General features: G+C 72.1%; 27 protein-coding genes and 1 pseudogene. 8 read left to right on the plus strand and 20 right to left on the minus strand.

Annotated elements, in window-relative coordinates:
- A partial coding sequence (locus MMR14E_RS17470; protein ID WP_331315997.1) for a DNA translocase FtsK 4TM domain-containing protein occupies window positions 1–2,398 on the minus strand: 2,398 nt, incomplete at its 3' end.
- A 168-nt stretch (window positions 2,399–2,566) separates the two neighbouring features.
- On the opposite strand from MMR14E_RS17470, the gene mtnA reads away from it, so the two are divergent.
- Complete coding sequence (gene mtnA, locus MMR14E_RS17475) at window positions 2,567–3,670, plus strand: S-methyl-5-thioribose-1-phosphate isomerase (RefSeq protein WP_331315998.1); 1,104 nt, start codon at window positions 2,567–2,569, stop codon at window positions 3,668–3,670.
- A gap of 21 nt (window positions 3,671–3,691) precedes the next feature.
- On the opposite strand, the gene MMR14E_RS17480 is transcribed toward mtnA, so the two are convergent.
- From MMR14E_RS17480 to pth, 3 genes are all read right to left on the minus strand, one after another.
- Window positions 3,692–4,681 carry a MaoC/PaaZ C-terminal domain-containing protein gene (locus MMR14E_RS17480; RefSeq protein WP_331316163.1) on the minus strand — a complete coding sequence of 330 codons (990 nt, stop codon included), beginning with the start codon at window positions 4,679–4,681 and terminating at the stop codon, window positions 3,692–3,694.
- Between the two features lie 177 nt (window positions 4,682–4,858).
- On the minus strand, window positions 4,859–5,956 hold the full coding sequence (gene ychF / locus MMR14E_RS17485; protein WP_331315999.1) for a redox-regulated ATPase YchF: 1,098 nt from the start codon (window positions 5,954–5,956) through the stop codon (window positions 4,859–4,861).
- A gap of 230 nt (window positions 5,957–6,186) precedes the next feature.
- A complete protein-coding gene (gene pth / locus MMR14E_RS17490; RefSeq protein ID WP_091682753.1) occupies window positions 6,187–6,795 on the minus strand; it encodes an aminoacyl-tRNA hydrolase in 609 nt (202 codons plus the stop codon).
- Between the two features lie 296 nt (window positions 6,796–7,091).
- Between pth and MMR14E_RS17495 the strand changes: the two genes are divergently transcribed.
- Complete coding sequence (locus MMR14E_RS17495) at window positions 7,092–7,322, plus strand: hypothetical protein (RefSeq protein WP_331316000.1); 231 nt, start codon at window positions 7,092–7,094, stop codon at window positions 7,320–7,322.
- Between the two features lie 54 nt (window positions 7,323–7,376).
- Here MMR14E_RS17495 and MMR14E_RS17500 read toward each other — a convergent pair whose 3' ends face one another.
- The 5 genes from MMR14E_RS17500 to MMR14E_RS17520 all read right to left on the minus strand — a co-directional run bounded on the left by MMR14E_RS17500 (window position 7,377) and on the right by MMR14E_RS17520 (window position 9,581).
- Window positions 7,377–7,697 carry a hypothetical protein gene (locus MMR14E_RS17500; RefSeq protein WP_331316002.1) on the minus strand — a complete coding sequence of 107 codons (321 nt, stop codon included), beginning with the start codon at window positions 7,695–7,697 and terminating at the stop codon, window positions 7,377–7,379.
- Complete coding sequence (locus MMR14E_RS17505; RefSeq protein WP_331316003.1) at window positions 7,658–8,332, minus strand: alpha/beta fold hydrolase; 675 nt, start codon at window positions 8,330–8,332, stop codon at window positions 7,658–7,660. The genes MMR14E_RS17500 and MMR14E_RS17505 overlap by 40 nt, the downstream gene beginning before the upstream one ends.
- Before the next feature lie 127 nt (window positions 8,333–8,459).
- Window positions 8,460–8,669, minus strand: coding sequence for a hypothetical protein (locus tag MMR14E_RS17510; protein WP_331316005.1), 210 nt, complete (start codon window positions 8,667–8,669; stop codon window positions 8,460–8,462).
- Window positions 8,670–8,899: 230 nt separating this feature from the next.
- Window positions 8,900–9,190 carry a hypothetical protein gene (locus tag MMR14E_RS17515; RefSeq protein ID WP_331316007.1) on the minus strand — a complete coding sequence of 97 codons (291 nt, stop codon included), beginning with the start codon at window positions 9,188–9,190 and terminating at the stop codon, window positions 8,900–8,902.
- Between the two features lie 244 nt (window positions 9,191–9,434).
- On the minus strand, window positions 9,435–9,581 hold the full coding sequence (locus MMR14E_RS17520) for a hypothetical protein (RefSeq protein ID WP_331316008.1): 147 nt from the start codon (window positions 9,579–9,581) through the stop codon (window positions 9,435–9,437).
- A gap of 496 nt (window positions 9,582–10,077) precedes the next feature.
- Between MMR14E_RS17520 and MMR14E_RS17525 the strand changes: the two genes are divergently transcribed.
- Complete coding sequence (locus tag MMR14E_RS17525; protein ID WP_331316009.1) at window positions 10,078–10,245, plus strand: hypothetical protein; 168 nt, start codon at window positions 10,078–10,080, stop codon at window positions 10,243–10,245.
- Window positions 10,246–10,848: 603 nt separating this feature from the next.
- The gene (locus MMR14E_RS17530; protein WP_331316011.1) at window positions 10,849–11,082 is read left to right on the plus strand and encodes a hypothetical protein; all 234 of its coding nucleotides are present in this window, start codon (window positions 10,849–10,851) and stop codon (window positions 11,080–11,082) included.
- A 675-nt stretch (window positions 11,083–11,757) separates the two neighbouring features.
- On the opposite strand, the gene MMR14E_RS17535 is transcribed toward MMR14E_RS17530, so the two are convergent.
- The gene (locus MMR14E_RS17535; RefSeq protein WP_331316013.1) at window positions 11,758–13,236 is read right to left on the minus strand and encodes a PAS domain-containing methyl-accepting chemotaxis protein; all 1,479 of its coding nucleotides are present in this window, start codon (window positions 13,234–13,236) and stop codon (window positions 11,758–11,760) included.
- 276 nt (window positions 13,237–13,512) lie between these two features.
- Here MMR14E_RS17535 and MMR14E_RS17540 point away from each other — a divergent pair, with 276 nt between their 5' ends.
- Both MMR14E_RS17540 and MMR14E_RS17545 read left to right on the plus strand, forming a co-directional pair.
- Complete coding sequence (locus tag MMR14E_RS17540) at window positions 13,513–14,520, plus strand: helix-turn-helix transcriptional regulator (protein ID WP_331316014.1); 1,008 nt, start codon at window positions 13,513–13,515, stop codon at window positions 14,518–14,520.
- 67 nt (window positions 14,521–14,587) lie between these two features.
- Window positions 14,588–15,007: pseudogene (locus MMR14E_RS17545) on the plus strand (outer membrane protein); the annotation flags it as partial.
- A gap of 511 nt (window positions 15,008–15,518) precedes the next feature.
- On the opposite strand, the gene MMR14E_RS17550 reads toward MMR14E_RS17545, so the two are convergent.
- Complete coding sequence (locus MMR14E_RS17550) at window positions 15,519–17,630, minus strand: putative bifunctional diguanylate cyclase/phosphodiesterase (RefSeq protein ID WP_331316016.1); 2,112 nt, start codon at window positions 17,628–17,630, stop codon at window positions 15,519–15,521.
- A gap of 246 nt (window positions 17,631–17,876) precedes the next feature.
- Here MMR14E_RS17550 and MMR14E_RS17555 point away from each other — a divergent pair, with 246 nt between their 5' ends.
- Window positions 17,877–18,233: a VOC family protein gene (locus MMR14E_RS17555; protein ID WP_331316018.1), complete on the plus strand. Its 357-nt coding sequence runs from the start codon at window positions 17,877–17,879 to the stop codon at window positions 18,231–18,233.
- Window positions 18,234–18,260: 27 nt separating this feature from the next.
- Here the strand turns inward: MMR14E_RS17555 and MMR14E_RS17560 are convergent, their stop codons facing one another.
- Complete coding sequence (locus MMR14E_RS17560) at window positions 18,261–18,557, minus strand: hypothetical protein (RefSeq protein WP_331316020.1); 297 nt, start codon at window positions 18,555–18,557, stop codon at window positions 18,261–18,263.
- A 95-nt stretch (window positions 18,558–18,652) separates the two neighbouring features.
- Between MMR14E_RS17560 and MMR14E_RS17565 the strand changes: the two genes are divergently transcribed.
- Window positions 18,653–19,057: a hypothetical protein gene (locus MMR14E_RS17565; protein ID WP_331316022.1), complete on the plus strand. Its 405-nt coding sequence runs from the start codon at window positions 18,653–18,655 to the stop codon at window positions 19,055–19,057.
- Between the two features lie 26 nt (window positions 19,058–19,083).
- On the opposite strand, the gene MMR14E_RS17570 is transcribed toward MMR14E_RS17565, so the two are convergent.
- The 8 genes from MMR14E_RS17570 to MMR14E_RS17605 all read right to left on the minus strand — a co-directional run bounded on the left by MMR14E_RS17570 (window position 19,084) and on the right by MMR14E_RS17605 (window position 26,193).
- Complete coding sequence (locus MMR14E_RS17570; protein WP_331316023.1) at window positions 19,084–19,776, minus strand: response regulator transcription factor; 693 nt, start codon at window positions 19,774–19,776, stop codon at window positions 19,084–19,086.
- Window positions 19,773–20,294: an MxaH protein gene (locus MMR14E_RS17575; RefSeq protein WP_331316025.1), complete on the minus strand. Its 522-nt coding sequence runs from the start codon at window positions 20,292–20,294 to the stop codon at window positions 19,773–19,775. Before MMR14E_RS17575 ends, MMR14E_RS17570 begins: the two co-directional genes overlap by 4 nt.
- Window positions 20,291–21,025 (minus strand): YncE family protein, encoded by a 735-nt coding sequence (locus tag MMR14E_RS17580; protein WP_331316165.1) that lies wholly within the window; start codon window positions 21,023–21,025, stop codon window positions 20,291–20,293. Before MMR14E_RS17580 ends, MMR14E_RS17575 begins: the two co-directional genes overlap by 4 nt.
- 20 nt (window positions 21,026–21,045) lie before the next feature.
- Window positions 21,046–22,077 (minus strand): MoxR family ATPase, encoded by a 1,032-nt coding sequence (locus MMR14E_RS17585; protein WP_331316027.1) that lies wholly within the window; start codon window positions 22,075–22,077, stop codon window positions 21,046–21,048.
- Between the two features lie 102 nt (window positions 22,078–22,179).
- The gene (locus MMR14E_RS17590; RefSeq protein ID WP_012321128.1) at window positions 22,180–22,470 is read right to left on the minus strand and encodes a methanol dehydrogenase [cytochrome c] subunit; all 291 of its coding nucleotides are present in this window, start codon (window positions 22,468–22,470) and stop codon (window positions 22,180–22,182) included.
- A gap of 86 nt (window positions 22,471–22,556) precedes the next feature.
- Window positions 22,557–23,144 (minus strand): cytochrome c(L), periplasmic, encoded by a 588-nt coding sequence (gene moxG, locus MMR14E_RS17595; protein ID WP_331316029.1) that lies wholly within the window; start codon window positions 23,142–23,144, stop codon window positions 22,557–22,559.
- Window positions 23,145–23,212: 68 nt separating this feature from the next.
- On the minus strand, window positions 23,213–24,121 hold the full coding sequence (gene moxJ / locus MMR14E_RS17600; protein WP_331316031.1) for a methanol oxidation system protein MoxJ: 909 nt from the start codon (window positions 24,119–24,121) through the stop codon (window positions 23,213–23,215).
- Between the two features lie 188 nt (window positions 24,122–24,309).
- Window positions 24,310–26,193: a methanol/ethanol family PQQ-dependent dehydrogenase gene (locus tag MMR14E_RS17605; RefSeq protein ID WP_331316033.1), complete on the minus strand. Its 1,884-nt coding sequence runs from the start codon at window positions 26,191–26,193 to the stop codon at window positions 24,310–24,312.
- Window positions 26,194–26,400: the final 207 nt, after the last annotated feature.

The raw sequence follows: 26,400 nt of genomic DNA on the forward strand, positions 1-26,400 counted from the left end.
TCGCGGCCTCGCGGCCCTCGCCGGGCGGCGCGCGGAGCACCGCCTCGGCGAGGCCGGCCTGGGCCTTCAGCGCCCGGCGCAGCTCCTGCCGGACCTGATCGGGCTCCCAGATCGGCCAGAGCACGAGGCAGCTCGCCACCGCGATCACGCCGCCCAGCACCGTGAAGCCGCCCCGCATGGCGACGATCTCCCAGGAGCTGTGGCCGGGCTCCAGCAACTCGACGAGCAGCACCACGAGGGGCGTCAGGCAGGTGACGAAGAACCCGTACGAGATCTGGCGCGCCGCGAAGCCGACGATGCTGAGCACGAGGATGAGCCCGGCCTCCGCCAGCGGGCTCGTGGCATAGTAGGCGAGCACGGCGCCGACGAGGCCGCCCAGCACCGTGCCGCCGATCCGCTCCAGGGCCCGCTGCCACGTGGCCGCGTAGAAGGGCTGCATGGTGAGCACCACGGTCATCACCAGCCAGTGCGTGAAGGCGCCCGCGTAGGTCAGGGTCGCGGCGAGCGCCGGCGCCGCGACCGCGCTCGCCCGCAGGGCGTGCCGCAGGTTGGGCGAGGCCAGGGTGAAGTTCTGCGCCAGGGGCCCGACGTAGCGGATCCAGCGGTCGAGGCTGCCGCCCTCCGTGATCGTGCCGCCGGGCCGGTAGCCCTCCGGCGTCGACAGCTTGGCGCCGAGCCGCACGCGCCCGGCGATCCGGTCGGCGAGGCGGGCCAGGGTCGGGTCCTCCGACAGGCCCTCGGCCACCCGGGCGATGGAGTGCTCCAGGCGGGCGAGGTCGAGGTTGACGTCGTCGCGGATCGCCCGGGCGATGGTCACCAGCAGGGGGCGCAGGCGCCGCAGGAAGACCTTGGCGAGCGCCCGGCGGCGCGCGTCGGGTCGGCTGTCGATCAGCTCGCCCACGGCGATCAGCGCGGCGAAGATCTGCTCGGCGCTCTCCAGGCGCAGCAGGGCCTGGGCGGTGCGGTCCGAGACGCGCTCGCGGGAGCGGGCGAGGTCGAGGATCATGGTCCGGGCGGTCTCGATGCTCGCCCGCACGCCGCGGCGGTGACCCCGCGCGTGGCCGTCGAAGGCGGCCGTGTCGGGCTCCGGCAGGGCGACGAGCCGCTCGAGGTCGCCGCAGAGCCGGGCGAGATTGTGCCAGACCTCCGCCACCGCCCGGTGGGCCGGGCGGTACGGGTGCAGCCGCCAGATCACCAGGGCCAGGAAGGTCGCCCAGAGGCCGCCGGCCGCGAACATCGCCGCGGTGACGGCGGCCTGCGCGCCGTCGAGCGGCCGGTCGAGGGCGATGCACAGCACCACGACGAGCACGTTGCCGGCCGACTGGGCCTGCACGCTCCAGACCCGCGCGTACGAGCAGGCGAAGATCAGCGCGCAGGCGACGGGGACGACCACCGGCAGGCCGAGGGGCTGGATCAGGCCGAGGCCGGCCCAGAGCAGGCCGCCGAGGACCGAGAAGGCGGTGAGGACGCGCAGGCGCGCGCGCATCGGGCCGCCGTTGTCGCAGAAGCAGGCGAGGTTGGCGGCGAGCGCCATGGTCAGCAGCGGCGACCACTGGATCCAGAGGTTGAGGAGGATGACGACGCCGAACGCGAAGGCGGCGCGCACGCCCTCTACGAGCCGCACGTTCCGGAGATCGAGGCCCGTGGGCAGGCGCCGCAGGTCGCCGCCCGGCCGGCTCAGGCTGCCCCNGCCCTGCGCCAGGGCGCCGACGCCCACGAGGCCGAGGCTCGGCTCGTCGGCATCCTCGCGCTCGTCGCGGCCCGAATCCCGCCCCCGGTCCGGCGCGCGCCGGATCGGGTAGGGGTCGTCGTGCAGGGAATCCTCCTCGACGGCGCCGAACCGGCAGGCGCCGGTCAGGCTGAGGATCGCCACCGCGGCGTAGCCGAAGCCCACGAGATGGGCCGCCGCCGACGAGACCGCGCCGACGATCACCCGCGCCATCGACAGCAGGCCGTCGCCGGCCACGCCGCCGAGGCCCGTGGGCAGCGGCCAGCGGGTCGTCGGCGGGAGCGCGCTCGCCACCGCGCTCGCGGCGCAGAAGCCGATGATCCAGAGGGCGATGCGCAGCCCGCCCTCGGGCAGGTCGCGCTCCCGCATCAGCCGGATGCCCCAGAGCACCGGCGGCAGCACGAAGGCCAGGGAGCCCAGGCCCAGGATCTGCATGGCGAGGTCGGCCACGACGGCGCCCGGCTGGCCGAGGACGTTGTGGGCGGCGTGGTCTGTGGCGTGATTGAGGCTCGGGTCGTCGATCGACCACGTGGCCAGCGCCACGGTCAGGGCGACCGCGCCGGTGAACAGCACGAAGCCGCCGAGCTCCGTCAGGCGCTTGCCCAGGAACGGGCGAACGCTGTCGACGAAAGTCTCGTAGGGCGATGCGGGACGGCGAAGCGAGCGCATGCGGGACCGGACGCGAAACGGGAACTTACCCCCGAGGCTAGGCACGAGCGCCTTAACGACCCGCTAAGGTTGAGGAAGGCTGACCGGCCGCCGGCCGGGCATCCCCAGGCCGTCGCGGCGGCACCCGGGAGGATGCAAAAGCCGCCCCGCTGTGGCACAGGAGCGGCCATGAACATCGACGGCCAGCCCTACCGCACGATCTTCCCGGACCCGGACGGCGTCAGCGTCCAGGTGATCGACCAGACCCGCCTGCCCTTCGCGTTCGAGCTGAAGCGCTTGGCCACGCTGGAGGACGCCGCGGTGGCGATCCGCACGATGATCGTGCGGGGCGCGCCGCTGATCGGCGTCACGGCCGCCTACGGACTGGCGCTCGCCATGCGGGCCGACGCCTCGCACGAGGGGATCGACCGGGCGGTGGCGACCCTCGCGGCGACGCGGCCGACGGCGATCAACCTGCGCTGGGCGCTGGACCGGGTGTCCGCCAACCTGCGCCAGGTCGCGCCGGACGAGCGCTTCGCCCGCGCCTTCGCGGAGGCCGGCCGCATCGCCGAGGAGGACGTGGCGAGCTGCCGCTCGATCGGCGCCCATGGCGGCCAGGTCATCGCTGACCTGCACGCCGCCCGGGGCGGCGACCGGCCGGTCACCGTGCTGACGCACTGCAACGCCGGCTGGCTGGCCACGGTGGACTGGGGCACGGCGCTGGCGCCGATCTACGCCGCCCACGAGCGGGGCGTGCCGGTCCACGTCCTGGTCGACGAGACCCGGCCGCGCGGCCAGGGCGCCGCGCTCACGGCCTTCGAGCTGAACGGCCACGGCGTGCCGCACACGGTCATCGCCGACAATGCCGGCGGCCACCTCATGCAGCACGGCGGCGTCGATCTCTGCATCGTCGGCTCGGACCGGACCACGGCGAGCGGCGATGTCTGCAACAAGATCGGCACCTACCTGAAGGCGCTGGCGGCCCACGACAACGGCGTGCCGTTCTACGCCGCCCTGCCGTTCTCGACCATCGACTGGACGCTCGAGGACGGGGTCAGGGAGATCCCGATCGAGGAGCGCGACGGGCGCGAGGTCACCCACATGACCGGCCGGCTGCCCGACGGCGGCTTCGCCACGATCGAGGTCGTCTCCCCCGGCAGCCCGGTGGCCAATCCCGCCTTCGACGTGACCCCGTCGCGCCTCGTGACCGGGATCATCACCGAGCGCGGCATCTGCGCGGCGAGCCGCGAGGGCCTGTACGGGCTCTACCCGGAGCGCCGCCGGGCGGCGTGAGACCCGCCCGGCCCGGTCGGCTCAGGGCTCCCACTGGTGGAAGACCGCGCTGTCGAAGCTGAAGACCGCCTCGCCGCGCTGGTTGACCCCGGTGTTGCGCGCGAAGGCCAGCCCCCAGCCGGGCCGCGACGCCGAGGCGCGCTTGTCGGTGAGCTTGGCGCTGAAGCGGACCGTGTCGCCCGCGTAGACCGGCTTCAGCCAGCGCAGGTTCTTGAACCCGGGTGAGGGCCCCGCCTCCGGGACCGGCCCGCGGGTGGCCGTGTAGGCGGCGTCCCGGGCGCGGGTCGTGAGCATCCGGTTCATGTAGGCGGCCGCCGTGTGCCAGCCGGAGGCGCAGAGGCCGCCGAAATGGCTGCGCTTGGCCGCGGCGTGGTCGAGGTGGAAGGCCTGCGGGTCGTAGGCCCGCGCGAAGGCCACGATCGCCTCGGCGCTGAACGGGTAAGCGCCCAGCTCCCGCACGGCGCCGATCTCGGCGTCCCGCAGGAACGGCAGGATCTCGGCATCGTCCGGCTCGGTGACCGGTGCCGGCACGCCGATCTCCACGGGCCGCGGGGGCAGGGGATCGGTGCCGCGGCGGGCCAGCATGAAGGTGAAGCGCTGGGTCAGCACGGTCTCGGCCCGCTGGTTGGCGAGGGCGACCTCGGCGGTCAGGAAGCCGAGGCCCGGCTTCGAGGCCGAGTCGCGCAGGCCCGCGACCCGGAAGGTCAGGGTCAGGGCGTCCCCCGGCAGGACCGGCGCGAGCCAGCGCAGCTCGTCGATGCCGGGCGCGCCCAGCGACGAGCCGCCCCGGAACGGCCCCTGCTGGAGCAGCCGCATGCCCAGGGCCGCCGTGTGCCAGCCCGAGCCGATCAGCCGGCCCGCGAAGGTCGTCTCCGCCGCCGCCTCGTCGAGGTGGAAGGGCTGGAAGTCGAACGCCCGCGCGAAGCCCACGATGGCGTCGCGGGTCACCGTCAGCGGCGCCCCGACGATCACGTCGCCGACGGAGAAGTCTTCCAGGGCGGGATCGGGCAGGACGGGATCGGGCATGGCGGGCTCGTCACGGTGATCGGTGGGGTGGGCGATCGGGATCGCCGTCTCTGCGAGCGGAGCGAAGCTATCCAGGCGGCGCAGCGCTCACCGGAGTCGCGCCGCCCTGGGTCGCGTCGCCCTGGGTCGCGTCGCTGCGCGCGCGATGACGGGTGCCGGGCCTCAGTTGGCGAAGCGGAAGTGCAGCACGTCGCCGTCCTGCACCACGTAATCCTTGCCCTCCAGCCGGAGCTTGCCGGCGTCCCGGGCGCCGGCCTCGCCGTTGAGCGCCGTGTAGTCCTTGAACGCGATGGTCTCGGCGCGGATGAAGCCCTTCTCGAAATCCGAGTGGATCACCCCGGCCGCCCCGGGGGCGCGGGTGCCCTTGGTGATCGTCCAGGCGCGGGCCTCCTTGGGACCGACCGTGAAGTAGGTGACGAGGCCGAGGAGGTCGTAGCCGGCGCGGATCACCCGGTTCAGGCCCGGCTCGGCGAGGCCCACCGCCTCCAGGAACTCGGCCTGGTCGGCCTCCGGCATCACGGCGATCTCGCTCTCGATCTTGGCCGAGACCACCACCGCCACGGCGCCCTCCGCCTTGGCGCGGGCGAAGACCGCGTCCGAGTAGGCGTTGCCCTTGTCGGCGTCGCCCTCGTCGACGTTGCAGACGTAGAGGACGGGCTTGGCGGTCATCAGGCCGAGCGACTGGAACAGCCTCTCCTCGTCGGGCTTGCGCTCCACGAGGCGGGCGGGCTTGCCGTCGCGCAGGAGCGGGAGCGCCCGGTTGACGAGGTCGAGGGTCTCCTTGGCCTCCTTGTCGGCGCCCTTGGCCTTCTTCTCCAGCGCCTGGGCGCGGCGCTCCAGGCTGTCGAGGTCGGCGAGCATCAGCTCGGTCTCGATGGTCTCGATGTCGGCGGCCGGATCGACCTTGCCCTCCACGTGGGTGACGTCGCCGTCCGTGAAGCAGCGGACCACGTGGGCGATGGCGTCGACCTCGCGGATATTGGCGAGGAACTGGTTGCCCAGGCCCTCGCCCTTGGAGGCGCCGCGCACGAGGCCGGCGATGTCCACGAAGGTCAGCCGCGTCGGGATGATCTCCTTCGAGGCGGCGATCCGGGCGAGGTCACTCAGCCGCGGATCCGGCACCGCCACCTCGCCGACATTCGGCTCGATGGTGCAGAACGGGTAGTTCGCCGCCTGGGCGGCCGCCGTCTGCGTCAGCGCGTTGAAGAGGGTCGACTTGCCGACGTTCGGCAGGCCGACGATGCCGCATTTGAAGCCCATGGGTCAGTTCCGTCGCAGCGCGTCGTCGGGCGACGCGCGGAATGGGTTGATGAGAATCGGGCCCGCGAACACGACGCCGCGCGCCCTGTCCTCGGTCGAGCGCGCGCGGCACCGACGCGCCGGGCCGCGGCCGCCGGGAGGCAATCGAACCGCCGACAGCCGGGCGCGACGCGCACCGCCTTCATCGGACCCTCTCGCCCGCCCCGATATCCCGTCCCCGTGTGGGCGTGTCAATTTCTGGCGCCCAGCGTCTTCACGTCGTCCCAGCCGCGGCCGGCCATGGCGAGGTGGACCTTGTTCTGGAAGCTCGCGTCCTCGCCGGCGGCGAGCAGGGCGGCGTGGTCGGCCACCGCCCGGCAGAGATCCTCGACCCAGGGCAGCTCGGCCTTGCCGAAATCGTTGAGCACGTAGGCGTGGACCAGCGCCTTGTCGCCGGGATGGCCGATGCCGAGCCGGACCCGGCGGTAGTCGTTGCCGCACTGCGCGGTGATCGAGCGCAGGCCGTTATGGCCGGCATTGCCGCCGCCGAGCTTCACCCGGAGCTTGGCGGGGGCGAGGTCGAGCTCGTCGTGCAGGACGATCACGTCGGCCAGCGGGATCTTGTAGAAGCGCTGCGCCTCCGAGACCGCGCGGCCGGACTCGTTCATGAAGGTCGAGGGCTTCAGCAGGATCGCCCGCTCCGTGCCCAGCACCACCTCGGCGGCCTCGCCCTGGAAGCGGTGGCGGAACGGGCTCGCCCGGTGCTGGCGGGCGATCGCGTCGACGGCGAGGAAGCCGATATTGTGGCGGTTGCCCGCGTAGCGCGCGCCCGGGTTTCCGAGGCCGACGATCAGCCGCATGGTCTGCATCCCTTTCAGGCCGCGGTCTGTGCCACGCTTCGGCGCGGGACGCATCCCCGGCCGTGCCCGGACCCCGTCGCGCGCCGTCGGGCCCGCGCCGCGTCTCCCCGTGCGCCAGCGCACGGCAGCGGTCGAACCCGGGGCAGAGTATCCCCGTTGAGAGGTCACATTCGGCCAAGCAAAGCCGGAGCGATCAAGACCGCCGCCCAGCGCATCGCGACGACGATCTTCCTCACTCGACACGGTTGACCGGATGACTTCCCGCTGAAGTCATACGAGAACATCAGGAGATCATCATGACCGTTCGCATGCTCGCCGCCGCCGCCCTGGTCGCCGCGGTCGCCACGCCCGCCCTCGCGCAGGGCCTGGACTCGAAGCACGCGCCCTACCCGGCCTCGGCCTATTCGGGCTGGGTCGGGAACGCCCCCGTCCTGTACCGGGACGCCGCCGGCCCGGCGCGGCCGGCCGCCTACCGCTACAGCGGCCCGCATGCCGGCGGCCCGGCCAACGCCCTGCCGCGGTTCTGACGGGCGGCCGGTCCCGCGGGACGGCCGCCGGCCCGGTGATCGGGATGCCGTCCGTCAGGACGGCAGGACGGGCTGACCGGCCCGCGCCTCGGTCCCGTCGCTCGAAGCCGAGGCTCCGCCATCCGCAACCGTCGCGGCCCGGATCTCCCCGGGCCGCAGGGTTCCGACCAGAAGGTCGACCTGACTGACGAGGCGCACGAGCGACTGTCCGCGATCCAGCGCCGGCCGCTCGGGCACGGGCCTGTCGGCGCCCAGGGCCGCCAGGGTCGCGGTGATCCAGGCCCGCCACGGCTCCGCCTCCGGGGCGGCCGCCTCCGGGGCGTGCCGCAGGACGATCAGCCGGGCGCTGATCCGGCGAAGGGTCGCGTCGGCCACCAGGGCGGATTCCACCTCCGGGTGGCTGCCGGCCCGGGGCTGCTGCAGGGCGCGGGAGAGCGCCGCTTCCAGATCGTTGAGGGCGAGGCCGGCCTCGCGGCTCTGCGCCGCGATCGCGGCCTCGCGGCCCTCGCCCGGAGGCCGCGGGCCAGGGCGCCGAGCGGCGGCGCGCCCGCGAAGGGCGCGCTCATGAGGGCGACCATGCCGAAGAGATCGGGCCGCGCCAGGGCGCAGTAGCCGCAGACCCAGGCCCCGTAATCGTGGCCGACGAGCGCCGCGATCCTGTCGCGCTTCAGGGCGCTCAGCAGGCACAGCAGGTCGAGGAGGTGGTTGTGCAGGCGGTAGGGCGCGAGGTCGTCCGCGAAGGCGACGGGCGCGACCGCGGTGCGGCCGTAGCCCCGGAGGTCGGGGGCGACGACGTGGTAGCCCGCCGCGGCCAGGGCCGGCATGACCCTTCGCCAGGAATAGGCGATCTCGGGGAAGCCGTGCACCAGCAGGACGAGGGGGCGGTCGGGGCCCGCGTCGCCCGCCTCCAGCACATGCATGCGCAGGCCGTTCACGCCCTCGACGAAGCGGGCGCGCAGGCCGGCCGGGAGCGCGGCCCGACCGAGCGGGGGCAGGACGTCCGTGACCATCGCCGCGCGCTCCCGTGTCGATCGTTCGACGGCCCCTGACCGTACACGGTCCCGGTTCCGACCGCGACATCCGGCCCTGCGCCCCGTCCGCGCCCCGTCCGCGCCCGGTCGGCGCGCGGCCGAACCGTCAGGCCGTCAGGGCGGCGCGGGCGTCCCGGTGCCCGGCCTCGGCACGCCACGCCGCGCGCTCGGCCTCCAGACCCTGGATCCGGGCATGGAGCTGCCCGGCATCGATGGCCGTCTCCATCAGCATGTCCTGCGCGCTGGCGAGCTGCTCGCGCAGCTCGGAATTCTCGGTCACGAGGGTCAACAGGATCGCCGCCACGTCGTCGCCCATTCGTCCACCTGCCTCACCGTCCGGGGACGCGGCTGGTAGGACCGGCATGGTTACCGCCCCGGAAAGGATGGCGGCCGGGCGGCCGGGCCGGAGCCCCTGTCCACAGCAGGATTGCGCCGACCGCAGGAACGATCGTCCGCGCGAACGGAGCTGCGCCGCTTCTGCAGCCTGGTGTCGGGCGTCTTCGCCGAGGCGCTCGGTCCCAGGGCCGCGGGGCACGCCGGACCGGGTCAGTACCAGTCGTCGTCGTCGGCCGGCGAGCCCGGCGGCAGGGGGCCGTCACCCATCACGCCGGGATCCCCGTAGTTGAACGGAGGTCCGTCGAAGCCGACGACGCCGTCCGGATTGTCCGGCGTCACGTTGGGATCGACCTTCAGCTCGGTATCCTCGCGCCCGAGCCGTTGATCGAGACGATCCATGCGCTTCAGATCCCGCTGGATCGGGATATCCTGCTGGGCCTGCGCGACGAGCGCGGGACTCGCCAGGGCGAATACCAGAACGGCGACGGTCAAGCGTGTCATGGCAATCGGCCTCTCGCGTCCAGGCGCGCTCACGGCGTCGATCCATACCGTATACGTGCCACCGATCATAGCATTGCCGGTCGTCAACACTAATCGTGCGTGCATGTCGGCCGGGGAAGCCCGCGGCGAGATCGCGTCGACGCCCGGCATGATCGGGGCGAGGTCGGCCGGCGCGCCGTGAAGTGCCCTCCCCTCCCGCCGAACCCGGTCCGCGATACCGGTCGGGCCGCGAGGGCCCGGCCGGTCAGCGGGTCAGGCGGCCGGCCGTGCCGGCCGCGTGCGGGCCGGCGGACCGGTCGGCCGGAGCGGGCCGATAATAGGTCACGGAGAGCTCGGGCAGCATCACGTCGGTGATGTCGGCCAGGCCGTGTTCCGCGGCGGGTCCCTGCACGGATCCTTCTGCGGGTCCCTGCGCGGATCCCTGCGCTGAGGCGGGCGTCGCGAGGGCCGCGGCGAGAGCGGCGGCAGCGAACATGCGGAGGATCATGACAGACCTCGTACGACTTCGTCACGAAGTCATCCGGTCAACTGTCGCGAGTGAGGACGATCGTCGGTCCGGCGGTCACGATCGTCTCGGCTCGTTCGGGCCGAATGTCGGCGTTCGACAGGGAAACTAGACCGATGTTTGCCGCGAATGCGTGCGAGCGCGCACAATCGTCAGTATCGGATCGGATCTGACGTCTATTCGAGGCGGCGGCCCTGTACACGGAGGCCGCGCCCCACGCGACGGCGGCCAGGGCCCCGGCGCCGGCGTCACGGGTGGGCCGGGCTGTCTCCGCCGGGACCCGGCGGCCGGGCGTTCGCTTTCCGTACTCATGTGGCATCGGGGTGGCAGTCGGCGCGCGGCGGCTCCGCTACGGTGGGGACGTCTCCGCGAGGCGCCCCTGATGCTCATCCCCGCCCTGACCATCCGCCGCTTCCTCATGCTGGGCCTCGTGGTCGTCGCCCTGGTCGCGCTCGCGGACGGCGTGGCCCGTCATGAGCTGCGCACGGCCGCCCACGCGATGACCCTCGCCGACGCCGCCCCGCAGGCGGATCGCGCGTCCGGTGAGTAGGCGGACGCCCGCCGCGGCGCTGGCAGCGGAGACGGCCGGCCTGCCGGGCCTGGAGCGCGCCTGACAGGGCTGCGTCCGCGCGGCTTTCGACCCGCAGTCGGCGCACCGGAGCAGGCCCGGCCGGGAGCGGGTCGCCCAGGACACGGGCAAACCGCGGGAGGACGCCTACGTGGCCGCCCGGATGGCCGCTCGGCCGATCGACGCGAACCGCCCTGCCCTGCCCTGCCCTGGCCTGGGCCAGGACCTGGATGGCCGCCCCGGTGGATCCCCCGAGGGACTGGGTCGCCGCGCTGCATCGCTGAGCCCCCGCCCCGGCGATCGGGCCGGATCGGCGCCCTTCACCGCGCGCGCGGCCGGCCATATCCAGGTTTTCCACATCTCTATTGGAAGTTCGATCCGAGCATTCACGCCATGAAGGTGCATCCCTTTCCGCTGTTCGCGCGTTCCAGTCTCGAACCGACCGATATTTCGGTACGATTTTCGACATAGAGGAGGTGCGAATGCTGCGCGGTGGTTTGCTGTGGCTGCTGGGGATCCCGCTGCCGATCATTCTGTTGCTGTATTTCCTCGGCGTGTTCCACTAGTCATCGGCAGGCGGACGTCGTGCCCTACACGGTCGAGATCACAACGCCGCCGGTGCAGAGCGACGGCGCCGAGCAGGCGTCGCGGATGTACCAGTTGCCGGATCCGTTCAGCACGCTGGCCGAAGCCAGGGAGGCGGCGACCGCGCATATCGCGGGACTCGGCCTCGATCCGGCCGGCGTCCTCTACACCGTCTTCGACCGTGAGGGATTCACGGTCGCGTCCAACGCGGAACAGGACGCCGAGGCCGGATGAATCGGCTCCCGGGACGGCACGCCGTCCCGCGTCGCGACATCCCCTGTGCCCGCAGGTGGACCGATGAGGTCCGGTCGACATGCGGCCCGGGATCCTCGCGGGAACCGATGCTCCGCAGGTGCTCTCGGACACGCCCGGGCCGGGAGCCCGGGCGTAGATGGGGCCACACCGCGAACAGGGTCGTGGCCCGGTCGCGATCCTGATGGAGACGACGATGACCTGGACCAACCGCATCACCCTGGCCGCGACCCTGATCGCCGGCGCCGTCGCCCTCGCGACCTACGCGCAGGCCCTCAGCCTGCCGGCGCATTTCGCCTGAGCGGGACCGGCCCGGCGACTGGCGCGCCCGCCGGGGCCGCCTGAACCGGCGCCGAACGGTTCCGCGGCGCAGCGTGACTCTTCGCACCGCACGCGCCCGGCCGATCCGGCATCATCGCTGCAGTTGGTGATCCCGGGTCTCCGAGACCCGCTGCTCGATGAGAGGCGTGCACGACATGGTCCTGAAGGGTTTCTCCTACGCGATGATCGGCGCCTTCCTGGGCGGCCTCGCCATGACGGTCGCCGGCTCGGCTGGCGTGCTCATGGGCCTCTGAGGCGGGAGCCCCTCCCCCGCCGGCGGCCCCGCCTTCGCGGTCCCGCCCGTCGGGAGCCCGACACCGGCGCGGCACCTTCGGCTCAGCGCACGGCGCGCGCGGCCTCGCGGACCTGACGCGTCGCCGCGTCGACGCGGTCGCTCGACCGGGCGATGGCGTCCATGCCGCCCGCGATCGTCGCCACTCCCTGGGCCGCCGCCTGCATGCTGCCCGACATCTCGCGGGTGACGGCGGATTGCTGCTCCACCGCGGCGGCGATCGCTCCGGACACTTGGTCGAGCGCCCGGATCGTCGCCTGGATCGAGCCGATCGCGTCGACGGCGTCGCGGGTGGCCGCCTGCGTGGCCACGATCTGCCCCCGGATCTGATCGGTCGCCCTGGCGGTCTGCTCGGCGAGGGCTTTGACCTCGGAGGCGACCACGGCGAAACCCTTGCCGGCCGTGCCGGCGCGCGCGGCCTCGATCGTGGCGTTGAGGGCCAGCAGGTTGGTCTGCGCGGCGATCCCCTGGATCATCGTGACGACCTCGCCGATCTGCGCGGCCTGCCCGCTCAGCCCCGCGACGATCGCGCCGGTCTGCCTCGCCTGCTCGACCGCCTCGCCGGCCCTGCGCGCGGCGCGACCGACCTGCTGGCTGATCTCGCCGACCGAGGCCGACAATTCCTCCGCACCCGAGGCGACCGACTGGATGTCGCCGGACACGCGTCCGGCCGTCTCGACCGCCGCGACCGTCTGCCGGGCCATGTCCTCGATCGCGGAGCCGATCGCGTCGAGGTCTCCGCCGATCACCCGCTGCGCCTCCACCCGCCGCTGGCGGTCGCGAACCTGCGCGGTGATGTCCGCCGCGAACTTGACGACCTTGACCACGCGTCCGTCGGCATCGAGGATCGGGTTGTAGGTCGCCTGGATCCAGACGTCCCGACCGTCCCGGGCCACGCGCCTGAACTCGCCCGCGGCGAACTCGCCCTGTCCCAGCTTGTCCCAGAAGGCCCGGTACGCGGGCCCTGCCCGCTCGTCCGCATCCACGAACAGGCTGTGATGCTGTCCGACGATCTCGTCCAGCCGGTAGCCCAGCGCGTCGAGAAAATTGGCGTTGGCGTTGAGGATCACGCCCGTCGGATCGAAGGCGATCACCGCCTGGGACCGGTGCAGCGCGGCGATCTGGCCGTTCAGATCCAGGGTCTGTGCCTTCAGGACGGTGATGTCGATCGCGAAGGTCACGATCTTCTCGATCCGGCCGTCGGGCCCGGCCACGGGGACGTAGCTGGACTGGAGCCAGATCTCGCGCCCGTCCTTGGTGACGCGCTGGAACTCGTCGCCCGAGACGGTGCCGGCGCGCAGGTGGTCCCACAGCGCGCGCTCGGCGGCGCCGCCCTGGTGACGGACCGGCACGAACAGGCTGTGATGACGGCCCTGAATCTCCGGGAGGCTGTAGCCCGTCAGGTCCAGGAACGCGGCGTTGGCCGTGCGGACGACCCCGTCGATTCCGAACTCGACGACGGCCAGGGCGCGCCCCAGCGCCGTCAGCCACGCCCGCTCGCGGGAAGAACACAAGTGCAGCATCGAGGCGACCCGCGATAAGTGCGAAGGGATCGGCGAGACCGGGATCCGTTCGGGGACGTTCGCCCCTCCATGTAGATGTCGCCGCTGAACAAGTTCTTAAATCTCAGTATTCGCGATAATTCCATCCGTTCGCGATCTTGATAATTCCGATACCTGCGACTTGATCGACAAAAGGGTCGGGATACGCTTGCCCTGCAGCGCGTACGCGGCCAAATAGTTCGGCGGTCCGCGACTATCGAGATCGCCCGGATCGGCCGCGCTCCCCAGACGATCGACATGAAGGCAGCAGATCAGACGCGCCGCGATCCGAGCCTGTGGCGACCGCAGGCCCGGTTCTCGGCCACCATCGCCTCCCTGAACCAGCTCCGGTCGTTCAACGACACCGGCGGCATCGCGGTCTATCTGGACGTCGCGCGCGCCGCGGCGCCGGCGATCGAGATCTCCGGAAGTCAGACCGAGATGCTGAGCTTCTGGGAGACACGGTCGCCGAGCGGCTTCGTCACCACCCCGAAATTCTCCGCGGGCCTCCTGACGGTCCGCTTCGTCACGCGGGGCCAGATCGTCTACGCCCATCGCCGGGGCGACATCCTGGCATCGCCGGCGATCGCCGCCCTGACCGGTTTCGACGACCTGCGCGAGGTGCGCGCCTCGAGCGCGGTCGGGGCCGTGAGCGCGACGATCGCCGTCGACGCGCTCGCCGCTGCCAACGACGCCCTCACGGGGCGCGATCGCGCCGCCCTCCCGGCCCTGGCGCCGATCGCCGACATGACGATGCCCGGCCTGTGGGCCCTGTTCTGCACGATCCGGCTGATCCGGCGCCGCCTCCAGGACCTGGACCGGGAGGCGGACCTGATGCTGCCTCTGCTTCAGGAGGTCATGAGCTATCAGTTGCTCTCCGCCTGGCCGAAGCGGGCCGCCGTGCCCGCCGCGCCCACCGGCGACGTCGCCGCGTCGCATCTCCGGCGGGCGATCGAGTACATCGAGGCGAACCTGCCGACCGCCATGACCCTGGCCGATATCGCGGCCGCGGTGGGGACCGGTGTCCGATCGCTGCAGAACGCGTTCCGGAAGGAGCTGGGCCGGACGCCGGTTCAGTTCATCATCGAGCGCCGTCTGACGCGGGCCCACGAGGACCTGACCGCGATCGCGGCGCCGCGCCGGTCGATCGCCGCGATCGCCCGGGCTTGGGGATTCGCCCACATGGGCGATTTCGGGCAACGCTACCGCCGCCGCTACGGCTGCACACCGTCCGAGACGCGCCGCCAGCACGACCGCGCCCGATGAGGTCCCCGGCGCCTGTCGGCGGCCGGTGGGCGACGGGGCAGACCGGCGCGCCGCAGCCCGGTCGCGNACCGACCCGCGCGGCCTCTCCAGCCTCGACTTCTTCGGCACCGTCCGCGGCCGCCTCGGCTACGCCTTCGACCGCACCCTCGTGTACGGCACCGGCGGCTTCGCCTACGGCTCGGGCAGCGCCGACCGCTCCTTCGGCGGCTACGCCGGCAACGACAGCTTCCGCACCGGCTGGGCCGTCGGCGGCGGCATCGAGTACGCCCTGCCCACCGACTCGTTCCTGAACTTCTTCCGCTCCTCGGCCGTGACGCTCAAGGTCGAAGGCCTGTACGTCAACCTCGACCGCAACACCCGCAACCAGGGCGCGTTCGTCATCAACGCCGCCAACAACTTCCCGGTCGTCTACAGCGGCATCGGACGCCGCTCCGACGAGTTCGCCGTCGTCCGCGCCGGCCTGAACTACAAGTTCGGCTCCTACTGAGACCACACCGCGACGGTCGCATCCGACCGTCGCGCCGGACCGAACACGCCAGGGGCCGCGTCCGAGAGGACGCGGCCCCTGCGCCGTTCAGGCGGCCGGAGCGCGGCCTGGAAGCTCGACGGCCCGCGGCCGGCCGTCGATCCTGCCGGCCCGGGCGCGGGCCTCAGCCGAGCGCCCAGAAGAGCGGCAGGGCGCCCGCCAGGAACAGCGCCGAGGAGACGAGCACGGCGACGCGCTCGCGATGGCGGAGGATGAGGGCGTGGGGCTGGGCGAACATGGGATGGCGGAGCTGGGGGAGCCGGTTCGGAGGTGCGCGGCCACGCTGGCATCCGAACCTTGACGGATCGGGGGCAGGGCGCGTCATCCACAGGCGGTCGTCGGCCGGTGTCGCGGCCGTGCCACAGGGGCCGGCGGCAGGCCGTCCGCCCGGCGGCCCGCACCGCCACCGCGACCATCGTGCGGGCGTTCGAACCGCCGTCGGGCCGTGGTCGGGTCCCCGGAGCGGCGTGCCTCAGGCGACGGCCGCGTCGGGGCTGCCGGGCGGCAGGAAGCCTTCGGGCGCGTCGAGCTGCGCGGCGAACCGCTCGATCGGCTGCGGCTTGCTGATCAGGTAGCCCTGGGCCTCGTCGCAGGCCTCCGCAGCCAGGAAGCGCATCTGCGCGTCGGTCTCGACGCCCTCCGCCACGACGCTCATCCCGAGGCTGCGGCCGAGCCCCAGAACCGCCCGCACGATCACCGCCGCCTGCGGGCTGACCTCGACATGGCCCACGAAGGACCGGTCGATCTTGATCTTGTCGAAGGGGAAGGCCTGCAGCGTCGCGAGGGACGAGTAGCCGGTGCCGAAATCGTCCATCGCGATGGACACGCCGAAGGCCTTCAGCCGGCGCAGGATGCCGAGCGCCCGCGCCATGTCGTTGATGATCAGGGTCTCGGTGATCTCGAGTTCGAGCCGCGTCGGCGCGAGGCCCGTCTCGGTGAGGATGGCCAGGACGCGCTCGGGCAGGTCCGCCTGCTGGAACTGGCGCGGCGACAGATTCACCGCGACCTTCAGCGGGTGCGCCCAGCGGGCCGCCTCCCGGCAGGCGGCCCGGAGCACCCACTCGCCCAGCGGCAGGATCAGCCCGCTCTCCTCCGCCAGGGGGATGAAGGCGTTCGGCGGCACCAGACCACGGGTCGGATGCTCCCAGCGCACGAGCGCCTCGAACCCGAGCAGCCGGCCGGTGCCGGTGCTCACCTGCGGCTGATAATGCAGGATGAGCTCGTCGCCCTCGATCGCTTGGCGCAGGTCGCGCTCCAGGTCGCGCCGGGCCGCCTCGGCCGCGTCCATGGCGGGCTCGAACACCCGGTGGGTGTTCCGGCCCTCGGTCTTCGCCCGGTAGAGGGCGAGATCGGCGCGGCGGAACAGGGTCTCGCTGTCGAAGCCGTGGCAGGGCGCCCGCGCGATGCCGACGCTCAGGCCCACCTTCAGCCGCCGCTTGCCGAAGGCTATCGGCGCCTGGACGGCCGCGATCAGGCGCGCCGCCAGGGTCTCCGCGCGGGCGGGGTCGTCGGCATCGGCCACCAGCACGGCGAACTCGTCGCCGCTGAGGCGCGCCACCATGTCGTCGGCCCGCAGCACCGCCCGGATGCGGTGGGCCACCGCCCGGAGCAGGAAGTCCCCGGCCGCGTGGCCGAGGCTGTCGTTGACGGCCTTGAAGCGGTCGAGATCGAGGCACAGCACCGCGCAGGTGCCGCCGTTCAGGTGCATGTCGGCGAGCCGGATCTCCAGCCGCTCGTAGAAGAGGGCGCGGTTCGGCAGGTCGGTGAGGCCGTCGTGGCGCGCCATGTGGGCGACCTGCCCCTCGGCCGCCTTGCGGGCGGTGATGTCGATCTGGGTGCCGATGAAGCGCAGCGCGCGTCCGTCGGCGGCGCGGGCCACCACCTTGCCGCGCGTCATCATCCAGGCCCAGGAGCCGTCCTTGCGGCGCATGCGATGCTCGGACATGTAGGTCGGCGCCCGCCCGCTCAGGTGCTCGATCAGGGCCCGCTCGGCCGCGCCCGCATCCTCCGGGTGGAGCAGGGCCCGCCACGTGCGGGCGTGGCTCGCCAGCTCGCCGGGCTCGTAGCCCAGCACACCCCACCAGCGGTCGGAGGACCACGCCTCCCCCGTCGTGAGGTCGCAGTCCCAGAGCCCGTCGCTGCCCGCGTCCTGCGCCAGGGCGAGGCGCGTCTCGCTGACCTGCAGCGTCTCCTCGGCCCGCTTGCGCGCGGTGATGTCCGTGAAGGTCCTGACCGCACCGCCGTCGGGCAGCGGCACGGTGCGGATCTCCAGCACGGTGCCGTTGGGGCGCTCGCGCTCGTAGGTGTGGGCGCGGCGCTCCAGGCCGCCCGCGGCCACCCAGCGCTGCAGGGTCTCGCTCGCCGTCCCGAACTCGCCCTGCGCGATCTGGTATTGCCGGACCGCCTCGAAAGTCGGGCGGGACCGCATCAGCGCCGGCGGCAGGTCGAGCAGCGCGAGGGCCCGGGCATTACAGACTTGAACGACGCCGGCGGCGTCGATCATCATGAGCCCTTGATCCATCGTGTCGAGAACGGTGTCGAGGAGCTTCGCCTTGTCCCGCAGCGCGACCGTCCCACTGTTCATACCCGGGGATCCCAATCGTCCGCCTGGGCGAACATTCTGCTGGACGGTGCGCGCTCCCACCGGCGGCGACGGTACCATCGGGGAGCTTTCCGGATTCTTTCCGGAGGCGCTGTATTCAATCGCTGCGTGCACTCCGGTCGGCGGACCGCGACGAGGTCGGGGCGCGGATCCCTGCGGCGGCGTACCGGGCCTTGCCGGGCAGCCCGCGGAGCCCTCTGATAGGCGGCGCGCAGCGGGGACCGGGCCATGGCCGTGAGGCGGATCGTCACCGACATCCGGGCGATGCAGGTCGAGGCGGCGCGGGCCTTCTACGGGGACGTGCTCGGCCTGGAGGTGGTCATGGATCACGGCTGGATCCTGACCTTCGCGGCGCCCGGGATCTCGGCGACGCCGCAGATCAGCGTGGCCAGCACGGGCGGCTCGGGCACGCCGGTTCCCGACATCTCGGTCGAGGTCGACGATCTGGCGGACGTCCGCGCCCGCGTGAGGCGGGCCGGCCTGCCCGTGCTGTGCGGCCCGGCCCGGGAACCCTGGGGCGTGGAGCGGTTCTACGTCCGCGACCCGTTCGACCGGCTGGTCAACATCGTCGCCCATCGTGCGTGAGGCCGCGCGTGGGGCGCGGCCGGCCGCTCACTCGGCCTCGTCCCGGACGAGGGAGATGCAGGTCCGCACCATCTCCTCGAGCCGCAGGTCCTTGGTGTCTCCGATATTGGCGGTCTCCTCCAGGCAGCGCATGAAGTACGCCGCGTCCAGCCTGGGCGACAACGTGTGGAAGGCCCGGCCCATCCGGGTGGAGAAATCGATCTTGTCGGTCGCGCTCGCCCGCGGCCACAGCGAGGCCCTGTCGTCGACGGTCAGGCGCGCGGCATGCGCCGGCAGAGGCGCGCATCCGAGAGCCAATAAGACGATTATAAGCTTGGTCTGCATTGTAAATCTCCGTTCCTGCGGCATAACCCTGCGTGCCTCTGCGCAGCGGTGACGGCCGACGGACGCGCTGCTCGTGCGACAGGATGGGAGAAGCGATGCGCGCGGTCCGTCTTTCCGGCCCGGTCTCGGCCGGCCTGCTGGCTCTTCTGACGGCGCAGGCGCAGGCGCAGCCTCCGACACAGCCCCAGACCCAGCCCCCGATGCAGGCGCAGGACCCGGCAGCCGCCGATCCGCGGCGCAACCAGGCGGCGAAGCTCGCGGGGCTCGCCGGGTTCGTGAACCTCGAATGCCCCGGCCTGCGCAGCGATCCCGCGCGCCTCAAGCAGACCGTCGAGGCCCTGGGCGTCGATCCCGCGAGCCTGGAGACCGGCGACCTGCACCTGACCGCGACCCGCTACATCGCGGCCTACCAGAAGGACGTCGCGGCCAATTGCCGGAAGGCCGAGGCGACGTTCGGCCCGCAGGGATCGATCATTCCCGGCCTGATCGTGCCGCGGTAGCCCCGCCCCGCTGACGGCGGCCGTCCTCACACCGGGCGCCCGTGCCGCGACAGGGCGATGTGCAGCAGGTCGGCGAGGCTGCCGGCGCCGAGCTTCTGCTTCATGCCCGAGAGGGCGGCCGACACGCTCCGGTGGCTCATCGACAGGCTGTCGGCGATCGCCTCGCTGGACTTGCCCGCGCCCAGCAGCGACAGGACCTGAACCTCCCGCGCGGTCAGGCGCGCGAGGGGCGATTCCAGGAGCCCGGCATTCAGCATCGCGACCTTGGTCGCGACCTCGTGCGGCAGGTAGCTGTGCCCGGCCGACACGGCCGCCAGCGCCTCGTGGAAGCGCGTCACCGCCGTGTCCTTCAGGACGAAGCCGTGCGCCCCGCCCTCGATGGCGCGGGCGACGATCACCGGATCGTCGTGCATGCTGAAGGCGAGGATCCGGGTCGCCGGCTCCAGGGCCCGCACCCGGCGGATCAGCGACAGGCCCGACAGCCCCTGGTCGCGGAAGCCCAGGTCGGTCACCACCAGCCCAGGCCGGTGGCGGTGGAAGCTGCGGTAGCCCGACACCACGTCCGCGGCCTCGTGGACCGCCCGGACGCCGGCATCCTCGGCGAGATGGCGGAAGCCGCGCCGCACGACCGGGTGGTCGTCGACGATCAGCACCGCGTCGAGAACCCGCGGGCCGTCCCGCCCCGCCGGGCGGTCGGCCGAGGCCCGGGCGGCACTCACGGCGTCGCCTCGCGGTCCGGGTGCGGGGCTGCGAGGCGCGCCAGCGCGGCCGCGTGGTCGGCCCCCTGCATCCGGGCGTTGTAGTAGTGCTGGCACATCTCGCCGTAGAGGCTCTTGCGGCGGCCGCGCCCCGCCGCGATACCGCCGAGCCCGCCGAGGATCGCGCCGTAGCCCTCGCCGATGCCGGCCTCGGCCAGCATCTGGCCGAGCTGGACGGTGCGGTTGGCGATCATGCGCGGGTCCTCGATGAAGCCGTCGCGGGCCCCGGCCAGCGCGGTCGCCATCGCGCGCACGCGGGGATCGTCGGCCGGCAGGGCCGTCCCGGCCTCGCGGCCCGCGAGCCAGCGGGCCGGGTCGGTCCCGTCGGTCGGCGCGAGCCAGGCCGGCAGGGTGCCCTCGGCGGTGGTGGCGACGACCGCGCCGGCCTCGTCCGCCCGCTCGTCCGACCCGCGGTCGCAGGCGCCGAGGGCCAGCAGGACCAGGCCGGACGCGATCCGGACGCGGCCGGCGCGGCTCATCGCGCGGGCTCCCCGGCCAGGACCGTGCGCGGCCCCTCCGCCACCTTGATGCGCGCCGTCTCGCGCCACATGGCGAGATCGATCACCGAGACGTCGTCCGAGAACCAGTTCGCCACGTAGGCACGCGGACCGGCCACCGCGATGCCCTCGGGATAGGGCCCGACCGCCACGGTGGCGACGATCTCGAGCCGGGCCGCGTCGATCACCGTCACGGCGGCGGCGTGCTGGTTGGTGACCAGGATGCGGCGGCCGTCGCCGGTGACCGCGACCCCGTAGGGCATCCGGCCGGCCGGAACCGTGGCCAGGGCCCGCAGCGTCGCCGTGTCGATCACCGTGAGATCGCCGCTGCGCACGTTGGCGACGTAGAGGCTCGCCTCGTCCGGCGCGAGCGCCAGGGCGAAGGGCGCCTCGCCGGTCGGGACGACCGCCACCCGGACCATCGTCTCGGTGTCGATCACGCTGACCTGACGGCTCTCGCGGTCGGCGACGTAGAGCCGCCCGCGCCGGTCGAGGACGAGATGGGCCGGGTCGCGGCCCACCGCGGCGGCGCCCTCGACGGCGCCGGTCGCCGCGGCGACCTTCAGGACGCGGTCGCCCGACCAGTCGCCGACGAACAGGTGCGCGCCGTCCGGGCTCGCCGCGAGGCCGAAGGCCTGGCCGGGGACGGGCAGGCGGCGGGNGTGGAGGCCGGCCCGGCTGCCGCGCGGCCGCCAGCGCGGCAGATAGACGATGTCGGCCGTGCGCGGGTCGCTCACGGCGCCGGCACCGTCTCGAACGCGGCCCGGCACAGGGCGGGCACGATCGCGCCGCGCTGCAGCTCGTGGACGGGCTCGAGGAAGACGCGGTGGGCCATCACGGCGGTGAAGACCGCCCGCACGTCCTCGGGCACCAGCCACTCGCGGCCCTCCAGCCACGCCCGCACCCGGGCGGCGCGCACCAGGAAGGCGACGCCGCGCGGGGAGGCGCCCCCCTGCACCAGGGTGGCGGTGTCGAGGCCCGGGAGCCGGATCCCGGCCTCCGCGGGGCGGACCAGCGCGTCCCAGAGGGCCACCACGTAGGCCTCGATCGACGGCTCCGCCCGGACGGCGTGCTGGATCGCGGCCGCGATGCCGCCGATCCGGGCGTGGTCGAGCACGCCCGCCGCGACCGCGCCGACGAGGGCGTCGGTGTCGTGGAAGCGCGGGTCGAAGACCAGGCTCCGGCGCACCGCCGCGTCCCGGGGCGCCTCCAGCCCGATCTCCATCAGGAAGCGGTCGCGGGCCGCGGCCGGGAGCTCGAAGGTCTCCTCGCGCTCGACGCGGTTGCGGTCGGCGAAGACCTGGAGGTTCGGGAACGCGTAGGTGCGGCCGAAGGCCTGGACGCTGCGCTCGGCCATCAGCCGGAGCAGCAGGGCGTGGACCTGCGGCCGCGCCCGGTTGATCTCGTTGAAGAAGAACACCGAGAGATCCTCGGCCCGGGCCAGGACCGGGCCGGGATCGACCCGCGGCCGGCCGTCGGGGCCGAGATAGGTGTGGTAGATCAGGTCGGTCGGCATCATGTCGACCGTGCCCTCGACGCGCTCGTAGGCCCCGCCCAGCGCCCGGGCCACCGCCCGCAGCAGGGTGGTCTTGCCGACGCCGACATCGCCCTCGAGCATCACGTGGCCGCGGGCGAAGATCGCGATCGTCACGAGGCGGATCGCCCGCTCCTGCCCGACCACCGCCTTGGCGACCTCCGCCTCGAAGCGGGCCGCCGCCGCCCGCCAGTCGGTGAGCATCGTGTCTCCGGGACGGAGGGTGTTCATGAGACGGTGCCTGCGCGTGTCGATGCGGCGTGCGCTGCCGAGCGTCGCTGCGGGCCGGCGCCGCAAGGCGGGCCGGCCCCAGGACGGTCGGATCGGTCGCAATCAGTTCGAAGAGATCTTGGCGACGTCGTACTCGAACTTGCCGGTCTTCTTGGCGTTCTCGATCCGCTTCCGGTTGCGCTCCTCCATCTGCTTGATGGATTCGGCCTGCTTGCTGACCTCCTTCGGGTCGTGCTTGGGGTCGTACTTGGTCCCGGCGACCTTCTCGGGGAAGCCGGGCTTCGGCTGCCAGCAATTGCCCGGCGCCTTGCAGGTCTGCCCGTCATAGGCCAGCGCCGGTACCGCGAAGGCCGCCCCCGCGATCAGCATCGCCGCCGTGATCACTGTGCGCATCGTTGATTCCTCCGTCTCTTCCTGGGGCGGCCGGTCGGGCCGCCGGTTCGCCCCGTCTCCCGCGGGGCGCGACTTGCCGAGAACGGCTAGTCCAGCGGCTTGCACTGGCCGGGCGCGTCCTTGGCAAAGGTCTCGCCCTCCTTGAAGGGCGTGTAGGTCTTCTTCTGCGCGTCGGTGAGCCACTCGGCATCCTTCACCGGGCCCGTGTAGAGATGGCGGATCCAGGCGATGACCTGCAGCATCTCGTCGGGATTGAGATCCTCGTTGTGCGGGCCCATCATGCCGTTGGCGCCGCCCCAGAGCGTCGCGAACAGGCCGACATCGGTCGTGTTCGCCGGGTAGGTCCAGTAATCGTCGTTGAGGCCGGGCCCGACCTTGCCCTCGCCGAGATGGCCGTGGCAGCCGGAGCACGAGGTCAGGAACAGGCTCTCGCCGTTCCGCAGGCAGGACTTGTCGTCGATGTAGAGGTTCTTGCCGGTCTGGAAGAACGTCTTGACCGCCTGCGTGTCCCGCCCGCCCGGCTTGCCCTCGGCCGTGTCCATCGCCTCGCCGGTGATGGTGTTGCGGAAGACGATGCCGGTCTGCGGGCCGGACTGGGGCTGGGCGCGGGCCGCGACGGGCATCGCCGCGGCGAGGGTGAGAAGGGCGACGCGGGCCGAACGTACGATGAGCATCTGTTGAGCGGGTCCTGATGTCCTGATCGATGGCCCGGGCGCGCCGGGCCGGTCTCGGTGGGGCGGCCTCAGTTCGAGGCGACGACCGGCACCCCGTCCTGCTTGAGGATAGCGGCGATCGCCGGCCGGGCCTTCTCGATCCCGGCGTCGAGGGCCTTGCGGAGGGCCTCGTCGTCCTTGCGCACGCCCATCGACTGGTCGAAGACCTGCGGGACCTTGCGGCCGTCGCTGCCGGTCGTGTCGGCCGGGACCAGCGTCATGCGCAGGGGCGTCGGGGACTCCTTGACGTACCGGGCCACGTCCGGCCCGAAGGCGACGCCGACATCGGCCTTGTCGTTGGCGACCTCGCTGACGATGCGGGCCGGGTCGATCTGGGTGTACTGGTTGCGCGGCGACCGGAAGTTCACCAGCGAGTAGAGGTAGGCCATGTCCTCCTCGTAGCGGCCGATCTCCTTGAGCATCGCCTCGCCGGGGGAGCCGAACGGCACAACCATGTGGTCGAGGGTCTTGAGCCGCGGGTCGGACCACGACTTCACGTCGAGATCCTTGTCGGCGCGCGTGATGAAGACGTAGCCGCTCCGGTAGTACGGCCGGGTGGTCAGCACCCGCGGGTCGTCGCTGTCGAGGCCGACGACCACGTCGCAGGTCCGCTTCTCCAGGCCGTCGCGGACGAGGTAGATCGCGGGCTTCGGGAGCCAGACGAAGACGGGCTTCTTCCCCATCGCCTCGGCGACGGCGGCGGCGACGCGGTTCTCGAGCCCCGAGCCGTCCTTCATCGAGAGCGGCGGCTGCTTCTCGGAGGCGCAGATCCGAAGAGTCGCGGGGTCGGCCGGCGGGGCGGCCGGGGCCTTGCCGGGATCCGACTGGATGGAATGGGCCTCGGATTCCTGGGCCGCCGCCGGCCCGGCGGCCAGGGTGGCGAGCGTCAGGACGGCGGCGAAGCGGGCCGCCAGGATGCGGGCGCGCGGGCGCGGCATGGACGTTGATCCCTGTTGTCGGAGCGTTTCTTGTGGCGGGGCCGGACTGGCGGGGCCGGACTGGCGGGGCTTGGCGGCGCCCCGCCCGCTCGGATCCGTCCCGCGATCCCGCCGGCCGTCGGGCCGGCGGGAGTCGTCGGGTGGGAGGTCGTCGGGCGGGCCTCACGCGGAGGCCTGCCGCGCGGCCCTTACTTGGCGGCGTGCTGCGCGTACTCGCCGACGTTCGGGTCGTCGTACGGGCCCTTGCCGTCCAGCGAGAACACCATCACGCCGCCGCCCATCTGGGTGTAGTTGGCGAGCTTCTTGAACGCGCCCACCGCGCCGAGGCCGGCGGTCGGGTCGGCGAGGTCGAACACCAGGCCCACGCCCGGCCAGCCGCCGACGCCGTAGTAGATGGCGACGTACTGCGTGCCCTTGTGGGTGTAGGTGATCGGGTAGCCGATGGCGCCCGACGGCAGCTTGAACTTCCAGAGGAGGTCGCCGTTGTCGGAGTCGCGCGCCTTGATGAAGCCGTCGAGCGTCCCGTAGAGGACGAGGTCGCCGGCGGTGGCGGTGGTGCCGCCCCAGACCGCGAAGCGCTCCATCTTCTCCCAGTTGAACTTGCCGGTGATGGCGTTGTAGCTCTTGATCTGGCCGAGGCCCTCGTAGTTCTGCCGGTCACCCTTCGGGCCCGGATACATGTTCAGCGTCGCACCGACGAAGAACTGACCCGCCCGGTAGGGCAGCATGAAGGGCTCCCAATCCATGCAGATGTGGTTGATGCCCATGTAGAAGGCTTGCCGCTTCGGGTCGTAGGAATCGTGACCCTGGTTGTGGTAGCCCATCGCCGAGGGACAGATGTCCTTGGCGAGATGGTCCATCCGGGTGCCGTATTCCGGATCGCGCACCGGCGTGCCGGTCTTCAGGTCCACCGACTTGAACACGTTGACGGTATCGTCGATCTTGTTGGCCGAGACCAGCGTGCCGTCCGTCCGGTCGAGGGTGTAGACGATGCCGTTGCGGTCCGGGTGGGTGAGGAGCTTCCTCATCTTCCCGTCCTTGTCCTTCTGGTCGGACAGCATCATCACGTTGACGCCGGCGTAGTCCCACTCGTCGTGGGGCGTCTTCTGGTAGCCGAACTTCGCCTCGCCGGTGTCGGCGTCGCGGCCGAAGATCGTCATCGTCCACTTGTTGTCGCCGGGACGCATGGTCTCGTTCCACGGCGCCGGGTTGCCGGTGCCGAAGTAAATCAGGTTGGTGCCCGGATCGTAGGCGTACCAGCCCCAGTTGGTGCCGCCGCCGATCTTCCAGGCGTCGCCCTCCCAGGTCGAGGTGCCGAGGCCCTTCTGGCCGTAATGGGCGTTGTGGATGTTGAAGTCCTTGGCGAGCAGCAGGTCCTCGTCCGGCCCGGTGGCGTAGGCGCGCCAGACCTGCGCGCCGGTCTTGACGTCGTAGGCGGTCAGGTAGCCGCGCACGCCGAGCTCGGCGCCCGAGGAGCCGATGATCACCTTGTCCTTCACCACGTAGGGGGCGATCGTGAGGGTCGAGCCGACCTTGATGTCGGAGTTCTCGACCTTCCACACCGTCTCGCCGGTCTGGGCGTTGAGGGCGGCGACGTTGCCGTCGAGCTGGGTCTTGAGGATCAGCGCCGGGGTCTTGCCGTCGCCGGGCCAGTAGGCGAGGCCGCGGTTCACGAGGTCGCAGCAGGCCACCGAGCGGGCGGCCGGGTTCTGCTTGGGCTTGTCCTGCCAGAGGATCTTGCCCGGATCGTCGAGGCCGAGGGCGAAGGTGTTGTTGGGGAACGAGGTGTGGATGTACATGACGCCGTCGACGACGAGCGGCGCGCCCTCGTGGCCGTTGAGCAGGCCGGTGGAGAACGTCCAGGCCGGCTTGAGCTGCTTGACGTTGCTCTTGTTGATCTGGGTCAGGTCGCTGTAGTTGTTCGAGTCGTAGTTCTTACCGGGCATCACCCAGTTCTCGTCGCTCTTCGATTTCTCGACGAGCTTGTCGTTGGCCTGCGCCACGCCCGCCATGGCGACCGGCGCGAGCGCCATGATCGCCAATGCCGAGACGGAATTCCGGAGCCTCATCATCCTGCGTCTCCTCGCCGGACTGCCACGCCGTTTGGCCTCACAGTCATCGTGGTGTTCATTCGATGGCGACACGACTTTCAACGACAGATCCGCCTCCAGCGTCGCGATATCCGGCTTATTTCCAGTATTCGCTGAGCTTATGAAAGACTTATTATCGTTGCGCGCCACTCGATTATTCGCACGGCTTGTAATGCGTGTCTTTGCAAA

The organism is Methylobacterium mesophilicum (assembly GCF_036441335.1).
Lineage (GTDB): Bacteria > Pseudomonadota > Alphaproteobacteria > Rhizobiales > Beijerinckiaceae > Methylobacterium > Methylobacterium mesophilicum_B.